Origin of the sequence: Siccirubricoccus phaeus (assembly GCF_008360935.1) — a bacterium.
Classification (GTDB): domain Bacteria; phylum Pseudomonadota; class Alphaproteobacteria; order Acetobacterales; family Acetobacteraceae; genus Siccirubricoccus; species Siccirubricoccus phaeus.
The window spans coordinates 176,123-191,652 of record NZ_SRXO01000005.1 but is presented as its reverse complement, the minus strand read 5'-3'; the positions used below and the strand labels follow the sequence as shown (position 1 = coordinate 191,652).

General features: G+C 71.4%; 15 protein-coding genes and 1 pseudogene. 11 read left to right on the top strand and 5 right to left on the bottom strand.

The features are described from left to right. Window positions 1-189: 189 nt before the first annotated feature. Window positions 190-1,098, bottom strand: a complete 909-nt coding sequence (locus E5N76_RS09255) for an MBL fold metallo-hydrolase (protein WP_149537007.1) — start codon at window positions 1,096-1,098, stop codon at window positions 190-192. 196 nt (window positions 1,099-1,294) lie between these two features. After that, on the bottom strand, window positions 1,295-1,819 hold the full coding sequence (locus E5N76_RS09250) for a GNAT family N-acetyltransferase (RefSeq protein ID WP_149537006.1): 525 nt from the start codon (window positions 1,817-1,819) through the stop codon (window positions 1,295-1,297). A gap of 337 nt (window positions 1,820-2,156) precedes the next feature. Between E5N76_RS09250 and queA the strand changes: the two genes are divergently transcribed. From queA to E5N76_RS09205, 10 genes and pseudogenes are all read left to right on the top strand, one after another. Next, the gene (gene queA, locus E5N76_RS09245; RefSeq protein ID WP_149537005.1) at window positions 2,157-3,221 is read left to right on the top strand and encodes a tRNA preQ1(34) S-adenosylmethionine ribosyltransferase-isomerase QueA; all 1,065 of its coding nucleotides are present in this window, start codon (window positions 2,157-2,159) and stop codon (window positions 3,219-3,221) included. Then, a pseudogene (gene tgt / locus E5N76_RS09240) lies at window positions 3,218-4,375 on the top strand (tRNA guanosine(34) transglycosylase Tgt); the annotation flags it as partial. The gene queA and the pseudogene tgt, both read left to right, overlap by 4 nt. Window positions 4,376-4,443: 68 nt before the next feature. Beyond that, complete coding sequence (queF, locus tag E5N76_RS09235) at window positions 4,444-4,914, top strand: preQ(1) synthase (RefSeq protein WP_149537003.1); 471 nt, start codon at window positions 4,444-4,446, stop codon at window positions 4,912-4,914. A gap of 29 nt (window positions 4,915-4,943) precedes the next feature. After that, window positions 4,944-5,291 (top strand): hypothetical protein, encoded by a 348-nt coding sequence (locus E5N76_RS29430; RefSeq protein WP_187830075.1) that lies wholly within the window; start codon window positions 4,944-4,946, stop codon window positions 5,289-5,291. After that, window positions 5,233-5,700, top strand: a complete 468-nt coding sequence (locus E5N76_RS09230) for a helix-turn-helix domain-containing protein (RefSeq protein WP_187830074.1) — start codon at window positions 5,233-5,235, stop codon at window positions 5,698-5,700. Before E5N76_RS29430 ends, E5N76_RS09230 begins: the two co-directional genes overlap by 59 nt. Continuing rightward, a complete protein-coding gene (gene queG, locus E5N76_RS09225) occupies window positions 5,697-6,842 on the top strand; it encodes a tRNA epoxyqueuosine(34) reductase QueG (protein ID WP_149537001.1) in 1,146 nt (381 codons plus the stop codon). The genes E5N76_RS09230 and queG overlap by 4 nt, the downstream gene beginning before the upstream one ends. Further along, window positions 6,839-7,540 carry a 7-cyano-7-deazaguanine synthase QueC gene (queC, locus tag E5N76_RS09220; protein ID WP_149537000.1) on the top strand — a complete coding sequence of 234 codons (702 nt, stop codon included), beginning with the start codon at window positions 6,839-6,841 and terminating at the stop codon, window positions 7,538-7,540. Before queG ends, queC begins: the two co-directional genes overlap by 4 nt. Then, window positions 7,533-7,820, top strand: a complete 288-nt coding sequence (locus tag E5N76_RS09215) for a hypothetical protein (RefSeq protein WP_149536999.1) — start codon at window positions 7,533-7,535, stop codon at window positions 7,818-7,820. Before queC ends, E5N76_RS09215 begins: the two co-directional genes overlap by 8 nt. Beyond that, on the top strand, window positions 7,817-8,449 hold the full coding sequence (gene queE, locus E5N76_RS09210) for a 7-carboxy-7-deazaguanine synthase (RefSeq protein ID WP_149536998.1): 633 nt from the start codon (window positions 7,817-7,819) through the stop codon (window positions 8,447-8,449). The genes E5N76_RS09215 and queE overlap by 4 nt, the downstream gene beginning before the upstream one ends. After that, entirely contained in the window at window positions 8,446-9,006 is a 561-nt protein-coding gene (locus E5N76_RS09205) for a VUT family protein (protein WP_149536997.1), read from the top strand. Before queE ends, E5N76_RS09205 begins: the two co-directional genes overlap by 4 nt. 296 nt (window positions 9,007-9,302) lie before the next feature. On the opposite strand, the gene E5N76_RS09200 is transcribed toward E5N76_RS09205, so the two are convergent. Both E5N76_RS09200 and htpG read right to left on the bottom strand, forming a co-directional pair. Continuing rightward, entirely contained in the window at window positions 9,303-10,682 is a 1,380-nt protein-coding gene (locus tag E5N76_RS09200; protein ID WP_207791922.1) for an NtaA/DmoA family FMN-dependent monooxygenase, read from the bottom strand. A gap of 214 nt (window positions 10,683-10,896) precedes the next feature. Continuing rightward, entirely contained in the window at window positions 10,897-12,726 is a 1,830-nt protein-coding gene (gene htpG / locus E5N76_RS09195; RefSeq protein ID WP_149536996.1) for a molecular chaperone HtpG, read from the bottom strand. 190 nt (window positions 12,727-12,916) lie between these two features. Here htpG and atzD point away from each other — a divergent pair, with 190 nt between their 5' ends. Beyond that, complete coding sequence (atzD, locus tag E5N76_RS09190; RefSeq protein ID WP_149536995.1) at window positions 12,917-14,044, top strand: cyanuric acid amidohydrolase; 1,128 nt, start codon at window positions 12,917-12,919, stop codon at window positions 14,042-14,044. 178 nt (window positions 14,045-14,222) lie between these two features. On the opposite strand, the gene E5N76_RS09185 is transcribed toward atzD, so the two are convergent. After that, complete coding sequence (locus E5N76_RS09185; protein WP_149536994.1) at window positions 14,223-15,449, bottom strand: hypothetical protein; 1,227 nt, start codon at window positions 15,447-15,449, stop codon at window positions 14,223-14,225. Between the last annotated feature and the right edge of the window lie 81 nt (window positions 15,450-15,530).

The following is a 15,530-nucleotide window of genomic DNA, read 5'->3' as shown; positions in this document are numbered from 1 at the left end:
AGGGCGGCATCGCCCGGACGCGTGAATCTGCTCTACAATCCATAAGCTAGAGCGGTTTCGCGCTGCACAGTCAGCGTGAAACTGCTCTAGAGCGGGATCGGTTGAGCTGCGCTCACCCGCCCCGCTCTAGCTCATTGTTCGGTCGCGTGATTCACGGTTTCGGGCGATTCGACCTCAACCGATCACGCTCTAGGAGGCCTGGGGCTGGACGGCCTGGGTGTTCGCCCCGCCCAGCCCGCCCTTCAGCGTCACCGGGATGCGCATGTAGTGCACCCCGTTCGCCTCGGCCGGGGGGAAGCGGCCGGCGCGCATGTTCACCTGGATGGAGGGCAGCAGCAGCAAAGGCGGCGCCAGCTTCGCATCCCGCGCCTCCCGCTGGGCGACGAATTGCTCCTCCGTCATGCCGGCATGCACATGCGGGTTGCGCGCCCGCTGCTCCGCCACCGTGCTCTCCCAGGCGAATTCGTCGCGGCCCGGCGCCTTGTAGTCGTGGCAGGTGAGGATGCGGGTCTCCGGCGGCAGCGCCAGCAGCTTCTGGATGCTGCGCCACAGCGTCCGCGCATCGCCGCCGGGGAAATCGCAGCGGGCGGTGCCGTAATCCGGCATGAAGAGCGTGTCGCCGACGAAGGCCATGTCCTCCACCAGATAGGCGACGCAGGCCGGGGTGTGGCCGGGCACGTGCAGCACCGTCAGGGTGAGGCCGCCCAGGGCGAATTCCTCGCCATCGGCGAAGAGGCGGTCGAAATCGCCGCCTTCCGGCAGCACATCCCCGGCGCCGAAGACCGGGCGGAAGATCGCCTGCACCTCCCGGATATGCTCGCCGATGCCGATCCGGGCGCCGGTCTTGGCCTTCACATAGGGGGAGGCGGTGAGGTGGTCGGCATGCACATGGGTCTCCAGCACCCAGGCGATGCTGAGCCCTTCCTCCGCCGCGGCGGCCAGCACGGCGTCGGCGCTCCTGGTGTCCGCCTCGCCGCTGCGGTTGTCCCAGTCCAGCACCGGGTCGATGACGGCGCCGAGGCGCGTCGCCGGATCCCAGAGCAGGTAGGTGACGGTGTTGGTCGCCTGGTCGAAGAAGGCCCGGAGTGCAGCCGCCATCAACGCCTCCAGCTTAGGAATGACGGGGCAGGGTAGCAGATGGGCGGCGTGGCCGGGGGCGTCGTTGCGCGGCACGGAAGCAAGTTGAGGGGAAAGGAGGGGTTCCGCCCCCGCCGCCCGGGGAGAGGGCGCTGCCCCCTGCACCCCCGCCCGGGGTTGCCCCCCGGACCCCGGTCTGAGTTTCCGAACCGCGGCGTCAATCCTCCGGCAGGTCCAGGTCGCCGGGGCCGAGCGGCCGCTGCATCAGCACCAGATCCAGCCAGCGGCCGAATTTCAGCCCCGCCGCCCGCATCACCCCGGCCTTGCGGAAGCCCAGCGAAACATGCAGGCCGATGGAGCCGACATTCTCGGAATCGCCGATTAGCGCGAAGATCTGCCGGAAGCCGGCCGCCTCAGCGCGCTTCAGCAGCTCCGCCACCAGCGCCTTGCCCACCCCCTGGCCGCGGACATCGTTGCGGACATAGATGCTGTCCTCCGCGGCGAAGCGGAAGGCGGAGCGGTCGCGGAACTGGGCGTAATAGGCAAAGCCGATGATGCCCTGGCCCGGCTCCTCGGCCACCAGCCAGGCCCAGCCCTGGCCCTGCACCTTCTGCAGCCGGTCCGCCATCTCCGCGGCATCGGGCGGCACTTCCTCGAAGGTGCCGGTGCCGTGCAGCACATGGTGGGCGTAGATGGCGGTCATGGCCGGCAGGTCGGCCGGCTCGGCATCGCGGATCGGCATGCGCGGGCTCCCTGCCGGATTCGTATTCGCTTTAAGCGAAGCGCTTCTAGAGCATGGTCACGCCGGCTGGGAACAGTCAGGTGACCGTGTCCGGGAAATATGCAACCGGACAGATTGCCATTCCCGCCAGGACGGGGCTGCTTTGGCCCTGGGCTCCGCCCCCTGCCCGCGGGGGAGCTTCCCCGGTCCGCCGGGGCCAACTCTGGTCCGGCCCCCCAACCGGGATCCGGGGCGTGGCTGCCGGCCGTCCCCGGCGGGGGACAGGGCAGAGCTGCCGATCTCTTCCCCGGCTGCCCTTTCGATGGACAGGGCCCCGCCCCGGCGCTAGGGCCCCGCCGTGCCCCCTCTTGCTGACCTTCCGGCCCTCAGCCTGGCGGAGTTCGACTTCGCCCTGCCGGAGCGGCTGATCGCCCAATCCCCCGCCCGGCCCCGCGACGCGGCGCGGCTGCTGCATGTCCTGCCCGACGCCCTGGAGGATCGCGGCGTCCGCGACCTGCCCGCTTTGCTCGCCCCTGGCGACCTGATGGTGGTGAACGACACCCGGGTCATCCCCGCCCGCCTTCGCGCCCGGCGCGGCGAGGCGCGGCTGGAGATCCTGCTCAACCGGGCCGAAGCGGGCGGCATCTGGGAGGCGCTGGTGCGCAACGCCCGCCGCCTCCGCCCCGGCGACGTGATCCGCATCGAGGGCGCCGCGGACTGCACCGCCACCGTGCTCTCCCGCGGCGAGGACGGCACGGCGCGGCTCGATTTCGGCCCCGATCCGGCACGGCTGGCCATGGTACTCGACCGTGCCGGGGAGATCCCCCTGCCGCCCTATCTGGACCGGCCGGCGGGACCGCGCCCGGAGGACCAGGAGGATTACCAGACCCTCTTCGCCCGCCATCCCGGGGCGGTCGCCGCCCCCACCGCCAGCCTGCATTTCACGCCTGCGCTGATGCAGGCGCTGCGCGCCCGCGAGGTGGGGCTGGCGACGGTGACCTTGCATGTCGGCGCCGGCACCTTCCTGCCGCTGCGCGCCGAGGATCCGCGCCAGCACAAGCTGCATGCCGAATGGGGCGAGATCACGCCGGACGCGGCCGAGGCGATCAACGCCACGCGGCGGCGGGGCGGGCGGATCATCGCCATCGGCACCACCGCGCTGCGGCTGCTGGAAAGCGCCGCCTCGGACCAGGGCATCCTGCCCTTCCGGGGTCTCACCGACATCTTCCTGCTGCCCGGCCACCGCTTCCGCAGCGCCGATGCACTGCTTACCAATTTCCACCTGCCGCGGAGCACGCTCTTCATGCTCGTCTCGGGTTTTGCCGGCACGGCGCGGATGCGCGACGCCTATGCCCATGCGATCGCGCAGGGCTACCGCTTCTACAGCTATGGCGATGCCTCGCTGCTGTGGAGGGCGGCATGACCCTGCGCTGGACCCGCACCGGCCAGGACGGCGCCGCCCGCGCCGGCGTGCTGCACACCGCGCATGGCGAGGTGGAGACGCCGGTCTTCATGCCGGTCGGCACCGCCGGCACGGTGAAGGCGATGACCGCCGATGCGGTGCGCGCGACCGGCGCGCGCATGATCCTCGGCAACACCTACCACCTGATGCTGCGCCCGGGGGCGGAGCGGGTGGCGCGGCTCGGCGGGCTGCACCGCTTCGCCGATTGGCACGGGCCGATCCTGACCGACAGCGGCGGCTACCAGGTGATGAGCCTCTCTGAGTTGCGCGACATGGATGAGGGCGGCGTCACCTTCCGCAGCCATCTGGATGGCTCGAAGCATCGCCTCACCCCGGAGCGGAGCGTCGAGATCCAGCGGCTGCTGGATGCCGATGTCACCATGTGCCTCGATGAATGCACGCCCTTCCCGGCGACGGAGCAGCAGGCGGCGGACTCCATGCGGCTTTCCATGCGCTGGGCGAAAAGGTGCCGCGACGCCTTCGTGCCGAAGGATGGCTACGGGCTGTTCGGCATCGTCCAGGGCAGCACCTACCCCGGGCTGCGGGCGGAAAGCGTGGCGGCGCTGACCGAGATCGGCTTCGAGGGCTATGCGGTGGGCGGCCTCGCCGTGGGCGAGGGCCAGGCGGCGATGTTCGCCGTGCTGGACTGCACCACGCCCCTGCTGCCGCAGGACGCCCCGCGCTACCTGATGGGCGTCGGCACGCCGGCGGATATCCTCGGCGCGGTGCGGCGCGGCATCGACATGTTCGACTGCGTCATCCCGACCCGCAGCGGCCGCACCGGCCGCGCCTATACCAGCCGCGGCGTGCTGAACCTGCGCAACGCGAAACATGCCGAAGATGCGCGCCCGCTGGACCCCGATTGCGGCTGCCCCGCCTGCACCAGGCATTCGCGTGCCTATCTGCATCACCTCATCAAATCCGAGGAGATGCTGGGGCCGATGCTGCTGACCTGGCACAACATCCACTATTACCAGCACCTGATGCGCGGCCTCCGCGGCGCCATCCTGGAAGGGCGGCTGGAGGCTCATGCCGCCGCGCTGGAGGCCGCCTGGGCGGCGGGAGACGGCGCCCCGGCGGCAGGGATGGCGGCACCGCCGTCGGAGCCGGAACCAGCCGTCGCCGACGCGCCGCCCGAGGACGCCGCCACCGCCACGCTGGCCGAGGACCGGGAGGCCCTGCGATGACCGAAGCCACCACCGACACCTCCGGCCTGACCCTACTGGGCCGCCCCGCCGGCGTCCCGGCGAGCCCCGAGGCGGCGAAGCTGGAACGCGTGCCCAACCCGCATCCCGGGGAGCGCTATCTGGTGCGCTTCGCCGCGCCGGAATTCACCTCGCTCTGCCCGCTGACCGGCCAGCCGGATTTCGCCCATCTGGTGATCGACTACATCCCCGGCGACTGGCTGGTGGAGAGCAAGTCGCTGAAGCTCTACCTGAGCGCCTTCCGCAACCACGGCGCCTTCCACGAGGCCTGCACCGTGGCCATCGCCCGGCGGCTGGTGGCGGAGATTTCTCCGAGTTGGCTGCGCATCGGCGGGTACTGGTATCCGCGGGGCGGCATGCCGATCGACGTCTTCTACGCCACCGGCCCGGCGCCGGAGGGGGTGTGGGTGCCGGAGCAGGGGGTGCCGCCCTATCGGGGGCGGGGTTGAAATCCGCTACGCTGATAGCGTAGTAAGCCATGCCGGTGCGCTGGACCATCCGGGAGATCGAGGTCGAGCTCGTCGCCTCGGAAACGGAGCACCCGATCGCGACGCTGCTGGTGGCGACGCCGGCGGACCGGCTCCGGCTAATGGGCGTGCCGGAATGGATCGGCCGCCGGATAACGCTGCGCCGCGCCCATATCCAGGCCGATCACGGCTTCGGGCCGAACAGCCTCGGCCCCGCCGGGATGCGGCATCTGGCGTTGCTGGTGATGGAGGTTCTCGATGTCGACGAACTCGTCCTTGTGGGAGAAATTCGCACAACGGGTGCCGGTCCGGGACATCGACCGCGTCCCTACCGGTTCACCCGAGCGCTACCGGCTTGAGCCGACCGCCCCCCTCACCCGCACCATCTCCGCCGTCCATGCCCTGGCCCGCCGCCACATGCGCATGGCGGAGGCCAAGCGCGCCATCGAATGCCTGATGCATGGCGCCCCCGCCGTCATCGTCGAGGTGCCGATGGTGGAGGACAGCGCGGCGCTGGAAGCCGAGCTGCGCGACTGCCAGCTCGCCGTCACCCGCCTGCAAGCCGCGCCGGAGGAGCCGGATATCCGCGCCCTGCGCGACGCCATGCAGGTGACGCAGGAGGAATTCGCCCAGCGCTTCGGTCTCGACGTCGCCGCCCTGCGCAATTGGGAACAGGGCCGCACCCGCCCCGACACCGCCGCCCGCACCCTGCTCCGCGTCATCGCGCGGGACCCGGCGGCGGTGGAACGCGCCCTGACCGCGGGATGAAAGAGCCGATCCGGGCCGAGGCGCTCCGCCTCGGCTTCACCGAATGCCGCTTCACGACGGCCACCCTGCCGGCGGCGGCGCGCGCCCGGCTGGACCGCTTCCTCGCCGAGGGCATGCATGGCTCCATGGGCTGGATGGCGGAGCGCGCCGCGCAGCGCGGCCACCCGCAATCCCTCTGGCCGGAGGCGGTGAGCGTCATCGCCCTCGGCCTCTCCTACGCCCCGGCGGGCGACCCGCTGGCGACCCTGGCGCAGCCGGACCGCGCCACCATCAGCGCCTACGCCCAGGGGAAGGACTACCATGACCTCGTGAAGTCCCGCCTGAAGGCCCTCGCCCGCTGGATGGTGGCGCGCTGGCCGGACTCCGCGCTGAAGGTCTTCGTCGATACCGCGCCGGTGATGGAGAAGCCGCTCGCCGCCCAGGCCGGGCTCGGCTGGCAGGGCAAGCACACCAACCTCGTCTCCCGCCGCCATGGCTCCTGGCTCTTCCTCGGCGAGGTGATGACCACCCTGGCGCTGGAGCCGGACCCGCCGGAGCGCGACCATTGCGGCTCCTGCCGCGCCTGCCTTGCCGCCTGCCCGACCGACGCCTTCCCCGCCCCCTACCGGCTGGATGCCCGCCGCTGCCTCAGCTACCTGACCATCGAGCACAAGGACCCGATCCCCGAGGAATTCCGCGCCGCCATGGGCAACCGCATCTATGGCTGCGACGACTGCCTGGCGGTCTGTCCCTGGAACAAATTCGCCCGGGCCCATGCCGAGCCCGCCTTCGCCCCGCGCGAGGCGCTGACCGGGCGCCGCCTGGCGGAATTCGCCGCGCTGGACGATGCGGGGTTTCGCGCGCTGTTCAGCGGCAGCCCGATCAAGCGCATCGGCCGCAACCGCTTCGTGCGGAACGTGCTGATCGCCATCGGCAATAGCGGCCTGCCCGCGCTGCGCGCCACGGCCCAATCCCTGGCGGAGGACTCCGACCCGGTCGTGGCCGAAGCCGCCCGCTGGGCGGCCCAGCGCCTGGTGGCCTCAGCACCGCCCCCACCCTCCCACGCCTCCGGCGCGGGCCCGTTGGCGGCAGCGCCGCCAACCCCCCGCCCCGCGGGGGAGGGTTGGGGTGGGGGTGCGCCCGCCGCTATCCTCCCGGCATGACCGACCACGCCCTCGTCCTCTTCTCCGGCGGCCAGGATTCCGCCACCTGCCTCGCCTGGGCGCTGGAGCGTTTCCCGCAGGTCGAGACCATCGGCTTCGATTACGGCCAGCGCCATCGCGTCGAGCTCGAGGTGCGCGCCGCCTTCCGCGACCGCGTCGCCGGCGAGAACCCGCGCTGGGCCCCGCGCCTCGGCCCCGACCACCTGCTGACGCTGGACGCGCTGCGCGAGGTCTCCGACACCGCCCTGACCCGCGAGACCGAGATCACCATGCAGGCGAACGGCCTGCCCTCCACCTTCGTCCCTGGCCGGAACCTGCTCTTCCTCACCTTCGCCGCCGCGCTCGCCTATCGCCGCGGCCTGCGCCACCTCGTCGCCGGCATGTGCGAGACGGATTATTCCGGCTACCCGGATTGCCGCGACGACACGCTGAAGGCGCTGCAGGTCGCCATCAACCTCGGCATGGACCGCCGCTTCGTCCTCCACACCCCGCTGATGTGGCGCGACAAGAAGGCGACCTGGGAGCTGGCCGAGCGCCTCGGCGGTGCCCCGCTGGTCGAGGCCATCCGCACCGAGACGCATAGCTGCTACCTCGGCGACCGTTCCACCCTGCATCCCTGGGGCTTCGGCTGCGGCGCCTGCCCCGCCTGCGAGTTGCGCCGGCGGGGCTGGGAGGCCTATGCCCCGCCGCATGCCTAGCCTCGTCTTCCGCCGCCGCACCGCCACGGCCCACCGCCTGCTCTCCGGCGGCTCGGAGCCCTGCGCCGTGCCGCCTAGCCATGACGCGGCGGTCACCGTGATCCTCCGCGCCACCACCCCCGGCACGCCGGATGGCAGGGCGAACATGGTGGAGCCCTTCGCCCGGACGAAGCCGACCTGGCACCGCCGGATCGACCGCCATATGGACCATGCGCCGCAATTGGCCATCACCAGCGGTGAGCGAAACGCATCGCCGCACGCCGCAGAGCCGGCCGCATGAGCTACGCGGTGAAGGAGATCTTCGCCACCCTCCAGGGCGAGGGCGGCCAGGCCGGGCGGCCTTCCGTCTTCTGCCGCTTCGCCGGCTGCAATTTGTGGTCCGGACGTGAGGAAGACCGCACCGCCGCCACCTGCACCTTCTGCGATACCGACTTCATCGGCATGGACGGCCCCGGCGGCGGCCGCTTCGCCGAGGCCGCCACGCTGGCCGCCGCCATCGCCGCCGCCTGGCCCGGCGGCCCGCGCCACCGCCATGTCGTCTTCACCGGCGGCGAGCCGCTGCTGCAGCTCGACGCCCCGCTGATCGCGGCGGTGAAGGCGGCAGGCTTCGCCGTCTCGGTGGAGACCAACGGCACCATCGTCCCGCCCGAGGGCATCGACTGGCTCTGCGTCAGCCCCAAGGCCGGCGCGCCGCTGAAGCTGCGGGCCGGGCAGGAGCTGAAGCTGGTCTTCCCCCAGCCCGGCCTCGATCCGGCGGCGTTCGAGGCGCTGGACTTCCAGCATTTTTTCCTGCAGCCGATGGACAGTCCGCAGCGCCTTGCGCATACCCAGGCCGCCATCGCCTATTGCCTGCGGCATCCCCGGTGGCGGCTTTCCCTGCAGACCCACAAGCTCATCGGCATCCCATGACAGACGCCCGGCGCCGGGCCGAGGGCCTGCTCTTCCTCGCCGGCTTCGCGGCCTGCATCCCGGCGGCCAATTGGCTCATCCAGCATGTCGGCACCTTCTGCGTGCCGCAGGGTCCCTGCCTCATCCCCGTGGCGCCGGGGCTCATGGCGCCTTCCGGCGTGCTGATGATCGGCCTGGCTTTGGTGTTGCGGGATCTGGTGCAGCGGCGACTTGGCCTTCCTGCCGCGGCCGGCACCGTCATTGCCGGCGCGCTGCTCTCCGGCCTGGTGGCGCCGCCTTCGCTGGTCATCGCCTCCGCCGCCGCCTTCCTGCTGAGCGAAGCCGCCGACCTGCTGGTCTATACGCCCTTGCAGCGGCGGGGGCTGGTGCTGGCGGTCGCGGCCTCCAGCCTGGTGGGGCTGGTGGTGGACAGCTTCGCCTTCCTCTGGCTGGCCTTCGGCAGCCTGGACTTCCTGGCGGGGCAGGTGGTGGGAAAGCTGTGGATGGTGCTGCTGGCGCTGCCGCTGATCCATTGGCTGCGGCGGCGGGATGCGAGGCTGGGCGTCACGCCGGCGTAGTTGCGGGGAGCCCTGCTCCCTGCAAACTCGCCTCGCCGCAGGCCGAACGGCCTCTCGAAACCCTGGGTCAGCGCCTCAGCCGAGGTGCCAAGCAGCACCGGCCAGGCGCGCGACGCGCAGGCGGCAGCCATCTTCCCTGGCGTCGTGCTGCTGATAGCGGGCGTGAATACGCCCATTTGTGCGGCGAGGCACCGCCTGTCGCCCGTCCATGGCTTCGCCGCGGAAGGCCGTGCGCGGCGCCGAATGCGGAGCGAGGCCGGGTGCCCGCGGCGTTGCGCAGCAAATGGTGGGGCGGCTCAATCGTCCAGCATGTTCTCCTTCAGCGTGCGGTAGCGGTATTCCGTGCGGAAGCGGCCGCGGCGCTGCAATTCCGGCACCAGCAGATCGGCGATGCCGATGACGTCCTGCGGCATGGACACGACATGGCCCAGCATGAAGCCACCGCGCTCGCCGGTGGCGATGAAGGCTTCCTCCAGCCGATCGGCGATCTGCGCCGGCGTGCCGGCGAGCGTGGTCTCGTAATTCACCACGTCGCGCAGCCCGTGCTCGAAGAATTCGGCGCGCGTCAGCACCGTGTCCGGCCCCAGCTTCTGCGACAGCTCGTGCAGCAGCCCCATGGGCGAGGCCTGGCTGGCGACGATCTCCGCATGCAGCTCCCGCAGCGAGAAGCTGGCGGGCAGTTTCGAGAAATCGTAGCCGCAATTATAGGAGAGATAGGCGCCGACCGCCTCGGGCGGGATGGCCTGCAGCAGCAGGTCGCGCCGGCGCAGCGCCTCGGCTTCCGTCTCCGCCACCACCAGCGGCGTCTGCCAGAGGATGCCGCATGTCTGCGGGTCGCGGCCCAGCGCCACCAGCGCCTCATCCAGCTTCTGGCGCTGCTTCACCTGCAAGGCCAGCGCCATGTCGGCGCCGAAGACATGGTCCGCGACATAGGCCGAGGCACGGATGCCGCGCGGGGAGCCGCCGGCCTGGATCAGCATCGGCCGGCCCTGCGGCGAGGGCGGGGTGTTCAGCGGGCCGGTGACCTTGAAGAAGCGCCCCTCATGCCGGACGTCATGCACCTTGGCGGGGTCGCCGACCTGGCCGGTTTCGCGGTTCCACACCATCGCATCCGGCTCGGCGCTGTCCCACAGCTTGCGGCAGACATCGACGAATTCCTCCATGCGGTCGTAGCGCGCGGAGTGGTCCATCAGCTCGTCCATGCCGAAATTGGCGTAGTCCGAGCGACGGGTGGAGGTGACCATGTTCATCGCGATGCGGCCGCCGGTGATGTGGTCCAGCGTGTTCATCAGCCGGGCGATGTAATAGGGGTGCAGGAAGGTGGTGGAGTAGGTGAGGCCGAAGCCGACGCGCTGCGTCACGCGGGACATGGCGACGGCGATGGGCTGCAGATCCTGGCGCGGCCAGTTCACCCCCCATTCCACCGCGGCGTCGCGGCTGCCGCGCCAGGTATCCGGCACGCCGGTGCCGTCGCCGGAGAAGATGATGTCGAGGAGGCCGCGCTCGGCGATGCGGGCCAGCTCCTCATACATTTCGATATCGGGGAAGGTGCGGCCGGGCCAGGCGCCGGGCATGCGCCAGCGGCCCGCCATATGCGAGTAGGAGAAATCATAGCCCAGATGCATCCGCCGCTTGGCCATCGCCGCGCCCTTCACCCACTGGGGCGATATTGGCAAGCGGCGTGCCAGAACGAGGGGGACGCTGTCCCCCTCGAGCTCCCCCTGCCAAAGGCCGAAGGGCCTTTGGAAACCGTGAGTCTTCGACCCGTCGGTCGAGACGCCAAACTCTAGGATTCAAATGGGGTTGGACGCACTGCGTCCAACCGGCCCTTGGCGGGTGGAGTTGAGGAGGGTCGCGCCGCAAGGCGCGCCTTACGGCGCGACGCCCTCCTCAACCCGCCGCCAGGGCCGCCGCCACGCGCCGCGCAAACGCCGCCGGGTCCCGCGGCGCGTCGCCATCCTGCACCCGCGCCAGGTCCAGCAGCAGCCCCGCCTGCTCCGCCAGCGCCGCATCGCCTTCCGGCAATGCCGCCAGCTTGCGCAGCAGCGCATGGCGCGGGTTCACCTCCAGCACCGGCAGCGCGCCGGCGCCGCCGCGCCCGGCGCGGCGCAGCAGCCGCTGCATCTGCAGATCCGGCCCGTATTGCGGCGCCGCCAGCACCGCCGCGCTCTCCACCAGCCGGTCGGTGCCGCGCACCTCGGAGACCTCTTCCTTCAGCACCTCCTGCAACCGCGGCAGCAGCGAAGTCAGGTCCGCCGCCTCGCCCTCCGGGGCCGCGCCCTCGACCTTGGAGAGATCGACGCTGCCCTGGGTGATGCTGCGGATCGGCTTGGCCTCGAATTCGCCCAGGCGTTCGGGCCAGAAGGCGTCGATCTGGTCAGTCAGCAGCAGCACCTCCACGCCCTTGGCGCGGAAGCCCTCGAGCTGTGGCGAGGTCTTCAGCACCTCGGCATCGTCGCCGAGCAGGACATAGATCGCCTCCTGCCCCGGCTTCATCCGCCCGATATAGTCGGCCAGCGAAACCCAGCCCTCCACCGCCGAGGAGCGGAAGCGCAGCAGCGCAGCCAGGTCCTTGCGGTGCTCGGCATCCTCCCAGACGCCTTCCTTCAGCACCGGGCCGAAATTCTCCCAGAACCCGGCATAGGACTCGGCCTCCTTGGCATTGCTCTTCAGCTCGCCCAGCACGCGGGTGGTGACGGCGCGGCGGATGCGGGCCAGGGCCGGCGTCGATTGCAGCATCTCCCGGCTGACATTCAGCGGCAAATCCTCGGTATCCACCACGCCCTGCACGAAGCGCAGCCAGGAGGGCAGCAGCCCGGCGCTGTCGGTGATGAACATGCGGCGGACATGCAGCCGCACATGGCTCTCCCTATCGCCCTCCACCGCGGCGAAGGGCTTCATGCCGGGGATGAAGAGCAGGGCGGCGAACTCCACCGTGCCCTCGGCGCGCCAGTGCAGCGTGGCCCAGGGCGTGTCGAAGGCATGCGCCACATGGCGGTAGAATTCGGCGTACTGCTCCTCCGTCACCTCCGCCTTCGGCTTGCGCCACAGCGCGGTGCCCTCGTTCGCCGGCTCCTCCTTCCCGTCCTGCAGGATGGTGATGGGGATGGTGATGTGGTCGGCCCATTTGCGGATGATGCTCTGCAGCCGCAGCGGCTCCAGGAACTCCTCCGCATCCGGCTTGACGTGCAGGACGACGTCGGTGCCCGGCTCCTCGCGCGTCGCCGGGGCCAGGGTGTATTCGCCCTTGCCTTCGCTGGCCCAGAGCCAGGCCTCCTCGCTGCCGGCGCGGCGGGACGTCACCTCCACCCGCTCCGCCACCATGAAGGCGGAGTAGAAGCCGACGCCGAATTGCCCGATCAGGCTCGGCTTCTCCGCCGCCGGCGCCTCCGCCAGGCGGCGGGCGAAGGCCAGCGTGCCGGAGCGGGCGATGGTGCCCAGATGCTCCACCAGCTCCGCCTTGCTCATGCCGATCCCGGGATCGGAGAGGGTGATGGTCCGCGCCGCCTTGTCCGGGAGGATGCGCAGCTTCGGCTCGGCCGGCAGGCCCAGCGCCTTGTCGGTCAGCGCCTCGAACCGCCGGCGGTCCACCGCGTCCGCGGCGTTCGCCACCAGCTCCCGCAGGAAGATCTCACGTTCCGAATAGAGCGCATGCACGACGAGATCGAGCAGGTGCCCCACCTCGGCGCCGAATTCATGCCGCTCCAGGGTCTCGCTCACGGCCGCAATCCTCCGATGCTGTCAGGGCGTGGCCGCTTGCGGCGGATTCGCCGGAAAGCGAGACTCACACCATCCGATGATGGCCCGGGGCCTGCGGCGAAGGCGGCAGGCTCCAGGCGCGGGCGGCCGGCGATATGCGGCGGGCGCCGCCCGGTTTCAAGCCGCTGCCGCCAGCCGAGGAATGCCCTTGATGCCCGAGACCGCCCCCCGCCGCACCGCCCTGGTCCACCGCGTGCCGGCCCGCCATCCGGGCGATGCGGCCGCCGTCGCCGCGCTGTTCGACAGCGGCGCGATGCGGCCGGAGGAGGTGGTGGCGATCCTCGGCAAGACCGAGGGCAATGGCTGCGTCAACGACTTCACCCGGGCCTATGCGGTGGAGGCGCTGAGCTGGATGCTCGCCGCCCGGCTCGGCAGCTCGCCGGAGGCGGTGCAGGCGCGCATCGCCCTGGTGATGTCGGGCGGGACGGAGGGCGGGCTCTCGCCGCATTTCCTGGTCTTCGGCGTGCGTGAGGCCGCCGCGCCCGCCCGCCCCCCGGCCCTGGCGCTGGGCACCGGCTTCACCCCGGACCTGCCGCCGGAGGCGCTGGGCCGCCTCGCGCAGGTGCAGGCCACCGCCGCCGCGGTCCGCGCCGCCATGGCGGCGGCCGGCATAACGGACCCGGCGGATGTCCACTACGTCCAGGCGAAATGCCCGCTGCTGACCAGCGAGCGCATCGCCGCCGCCGAGGCGCGGGGTGCCACGGTGGCGACGGAGGACACCTACCATTCCATGGGCCTCTCCCGCGGCGCCTCCGCCCTCGGCGTCGCCCTGGCACTGGGCGAGGTCCCGGAGGCGGCGCTGACGGAGGCGGCGATCGGCGCCGACTGGTCGCTCTTCTCCGGCCGGGCAAGCTGCTCGGCGGGCATCGAGCTGCTGCGGGGCGAGGTGGTGGTGCTGGGCAACAGCCCGGCCTGGGCCGGCGACCTGACCGTCGCCCATGCGGTCATGCAGGACGCCATCGACCTGCCCGCCGTGCAGCAGGCGCTGCGCGGCGCAGGGCTGGAGCCCGGCAGCGGCCAGCTCCCGCCCGGGGAGGCCGCCCGCCTGGTCGCCGTGCTGGCCAAGGCGGAGCCCGCCTCCACCGGGCGCATCCGCGGCCAGCGCCACATCATGTGGGATGACAGCGACATCAACGCCACGCGGCATGCGCGGGCGCTGGTCGGCGGGGTGATCGCCGCGGCGGTGGGGCGGACGGACCTCTTCGTCTCCGGTGGGGCGGAGCATCAGGGGCCGGATGGCGGTGGGCCCGTGGCGGTGATCGCCCGGCGCCGCGGGTAGGGCCACCCTCCCCGCCGGTTCCGGCAGGCGGCGGAAAGCGCCTGGCCCGGTGGCCGCCTACCCCTTCCCTTTCCCCGCCATGGCCGGGCTTGCCCCGACGATCCCGCGAAAGTGCCGGGCAGGAAGCTGCCCGGGCACGACGCCGGGAAAGCCGGACCGCGTTCTTCCGAAGCCTGCCCTACCGCGCGGTGCAGGCCGGATCGTCCGGCATCTGCCCGGGGCCGCCGCCCAGCGCCAGCCGCCATTGCGTCCGCCCATCCGGCCGCACCGCGGCGCCCACCGTATGCGGCTTCTGGTCCACCGGGCCGGGCCGGTTCTCGTCCCGCACCTGGATGCGCATGCCGCCATTGGCATCCTGAAAGGGCGCCCCGATGCTGAGGGCGGGCCAGACCCGCAGCCTTGCCGTATCCACCCGCAGCGGGAAGCCGAAGCCGGCGGTCGGGATGGTGGTGTCCGCAAGCCGCGGCTGGCACTGCACCATCCGCCCGTTCACATACCACCAGGTGGTGGGGAAGGCGGCCGCCTTGCCATGCAGGGTGAAGCGGCCATTCGCCCAGGTCAGGGCGAATTCATTCCACACCCAGGGGACGTGGTAGGGGGAGCCGATGGCAAGCCCCACCAGATCCGTATGCTCCCCGGCGCGGAAGCGGATGAGGCCGTTGGCCAGCAGCCTCTCCCCCGCCGGCAGCTCCAGCACGCCATTGGGATGCCGCCCGGCATAGATGCCGGAGAGCATGCTGACCTCCCCCGGATAGGTGATGGGGTCGTTCAGCGGCGCGAATTCCGGGCCGCCGATCAGCGCGCCCAGATAGGTCGGCGGGAAGCGGTTGCGGTCGAAGGGTGGCGTCCAGCCGCCATCGGTGACGGCGTTGCCGATGCTGACCCGCAGCGGCTCGCCGCTTCGCGCATCCTGCGTCACCGTCACCCGGGCGGCGAGCAGGGAGCGGTAATCCTTCCTCGCCATGAAGGCCCGCACCGGGCCGAGCTGCCTGGGAGGCGGGGCATTCGCCGTGGCGATCAGGCCGAGATAGGTCTTCAGGATCCATTGCGGCTGGTAGGCCAGCACCTCCTGCGGCGCCAGGAACCCGTTGGCGAAGCCGAGGCCGAGGGGCTGGGTCTCGAAAGGGTTGGGCGTCGCGCTGATCCAGCCGATGGCGGTGATGTCGAAGCTGATGGTGGTGGTCTGCGGCGGGGGCGGCGGCGTCGGGGCGCGCTGCGGCGGCGGGCGGCCGCATTCGCCGCCGAAGGGGTTCTGGTTGCCGGTGCCGGGATAGCCATAGGGGCCGGGGCGCGCCGGCATGCCGGGGGAATTCTGGCAATAGACGGAATTGTCGTGGCGATAGCCCTGATGGCTCTGCGCCAGGGCCTGGCCGGCAAGCAGCAGGAAGACGAACAGCCAGCGCACGGGACCCTCCCGGCGGAGAAGATATCCTCGTACCCGGAACGGAACCACCGGGCATTGAGGGGAGCTCTGCTCCCCTCAAAC

What these genes read in the sequence shown, in the direction of transcription:
- queF (WP_149537003.1), top strand. Translation starts at nt 4,444, where the DNA reads ATGACCGAAGCCACCACCGACACCTCCGGCCTGACCCTACTGGGCCGC.
- E5N76_RS09215 (WP_149536999.1), top strand. Translation starts at nt 7,533, where the DNA reads ATGCCTAGCCTCGTCTTCCGCCGCCGCACCGCCACGGCCCACCGCCTG.
- E5N76_RS09250 (WP_149537006.1), bottom strand. Translation starts at nt 1,819, where the DNA reads ATGCCGATCCGCGATGCCGAGCCGGCCGACCTGCCGGCCATGACCGCC.
- queC (WP_149537000.1), top strand. Translation starts at nt 6,839, where the DNA reads ATGACCGACCACGCCCTCGTCCTCTTCTCCGGCGGCCAGGATTCCGCC.
- E5N76_RS09255 (WP_149537007.1), bottom strand. Translation starts at nt 1,098, where the DNA reads ATGGCGGCTGCACTCCGGGCCTTCTTCGACCAGGCGACCAACACCGTC.
- queG (WP_149537001.1), top strand. Translation starts at nt 5,697, where the DNA reads ATGAAAGAGCCGATCCGGGCCGAGGCGCTCCGCCTCGGCTTCACCGAA.
- queE (WP_149536998.1), top strand. Translation starts at nt 7,817, where the DNA reads ATGAGCTACGCGGTGAAGGAGATCTTCGCCACCCTCCAGGGCGAGGGC.
- atzD (WP_149536995.1), top strand. Translation starts at nt 12,917, where the DNA reads ATGCCCGAGACCGCCCCCCGCCGCACCGCCCTGGTCCACCGCGTGCCG.
- E5N76_RS29430 (WP_187830075.1), top strand. Translation starts at nt 4,944, where the DNA reads ATGCCGGTGCGCTGGACCATCCGGGAGATCGAGGTCGAGCTCGTCGCC.
- E5N76_RS09205 (WP_149536997.1), top strand. Translation starts at nt 8,446, where the DNA reads ATGACAGACGCCCGGCGCCGGGCCGAGGGCCTGCTCTTCCTCGCCGGC.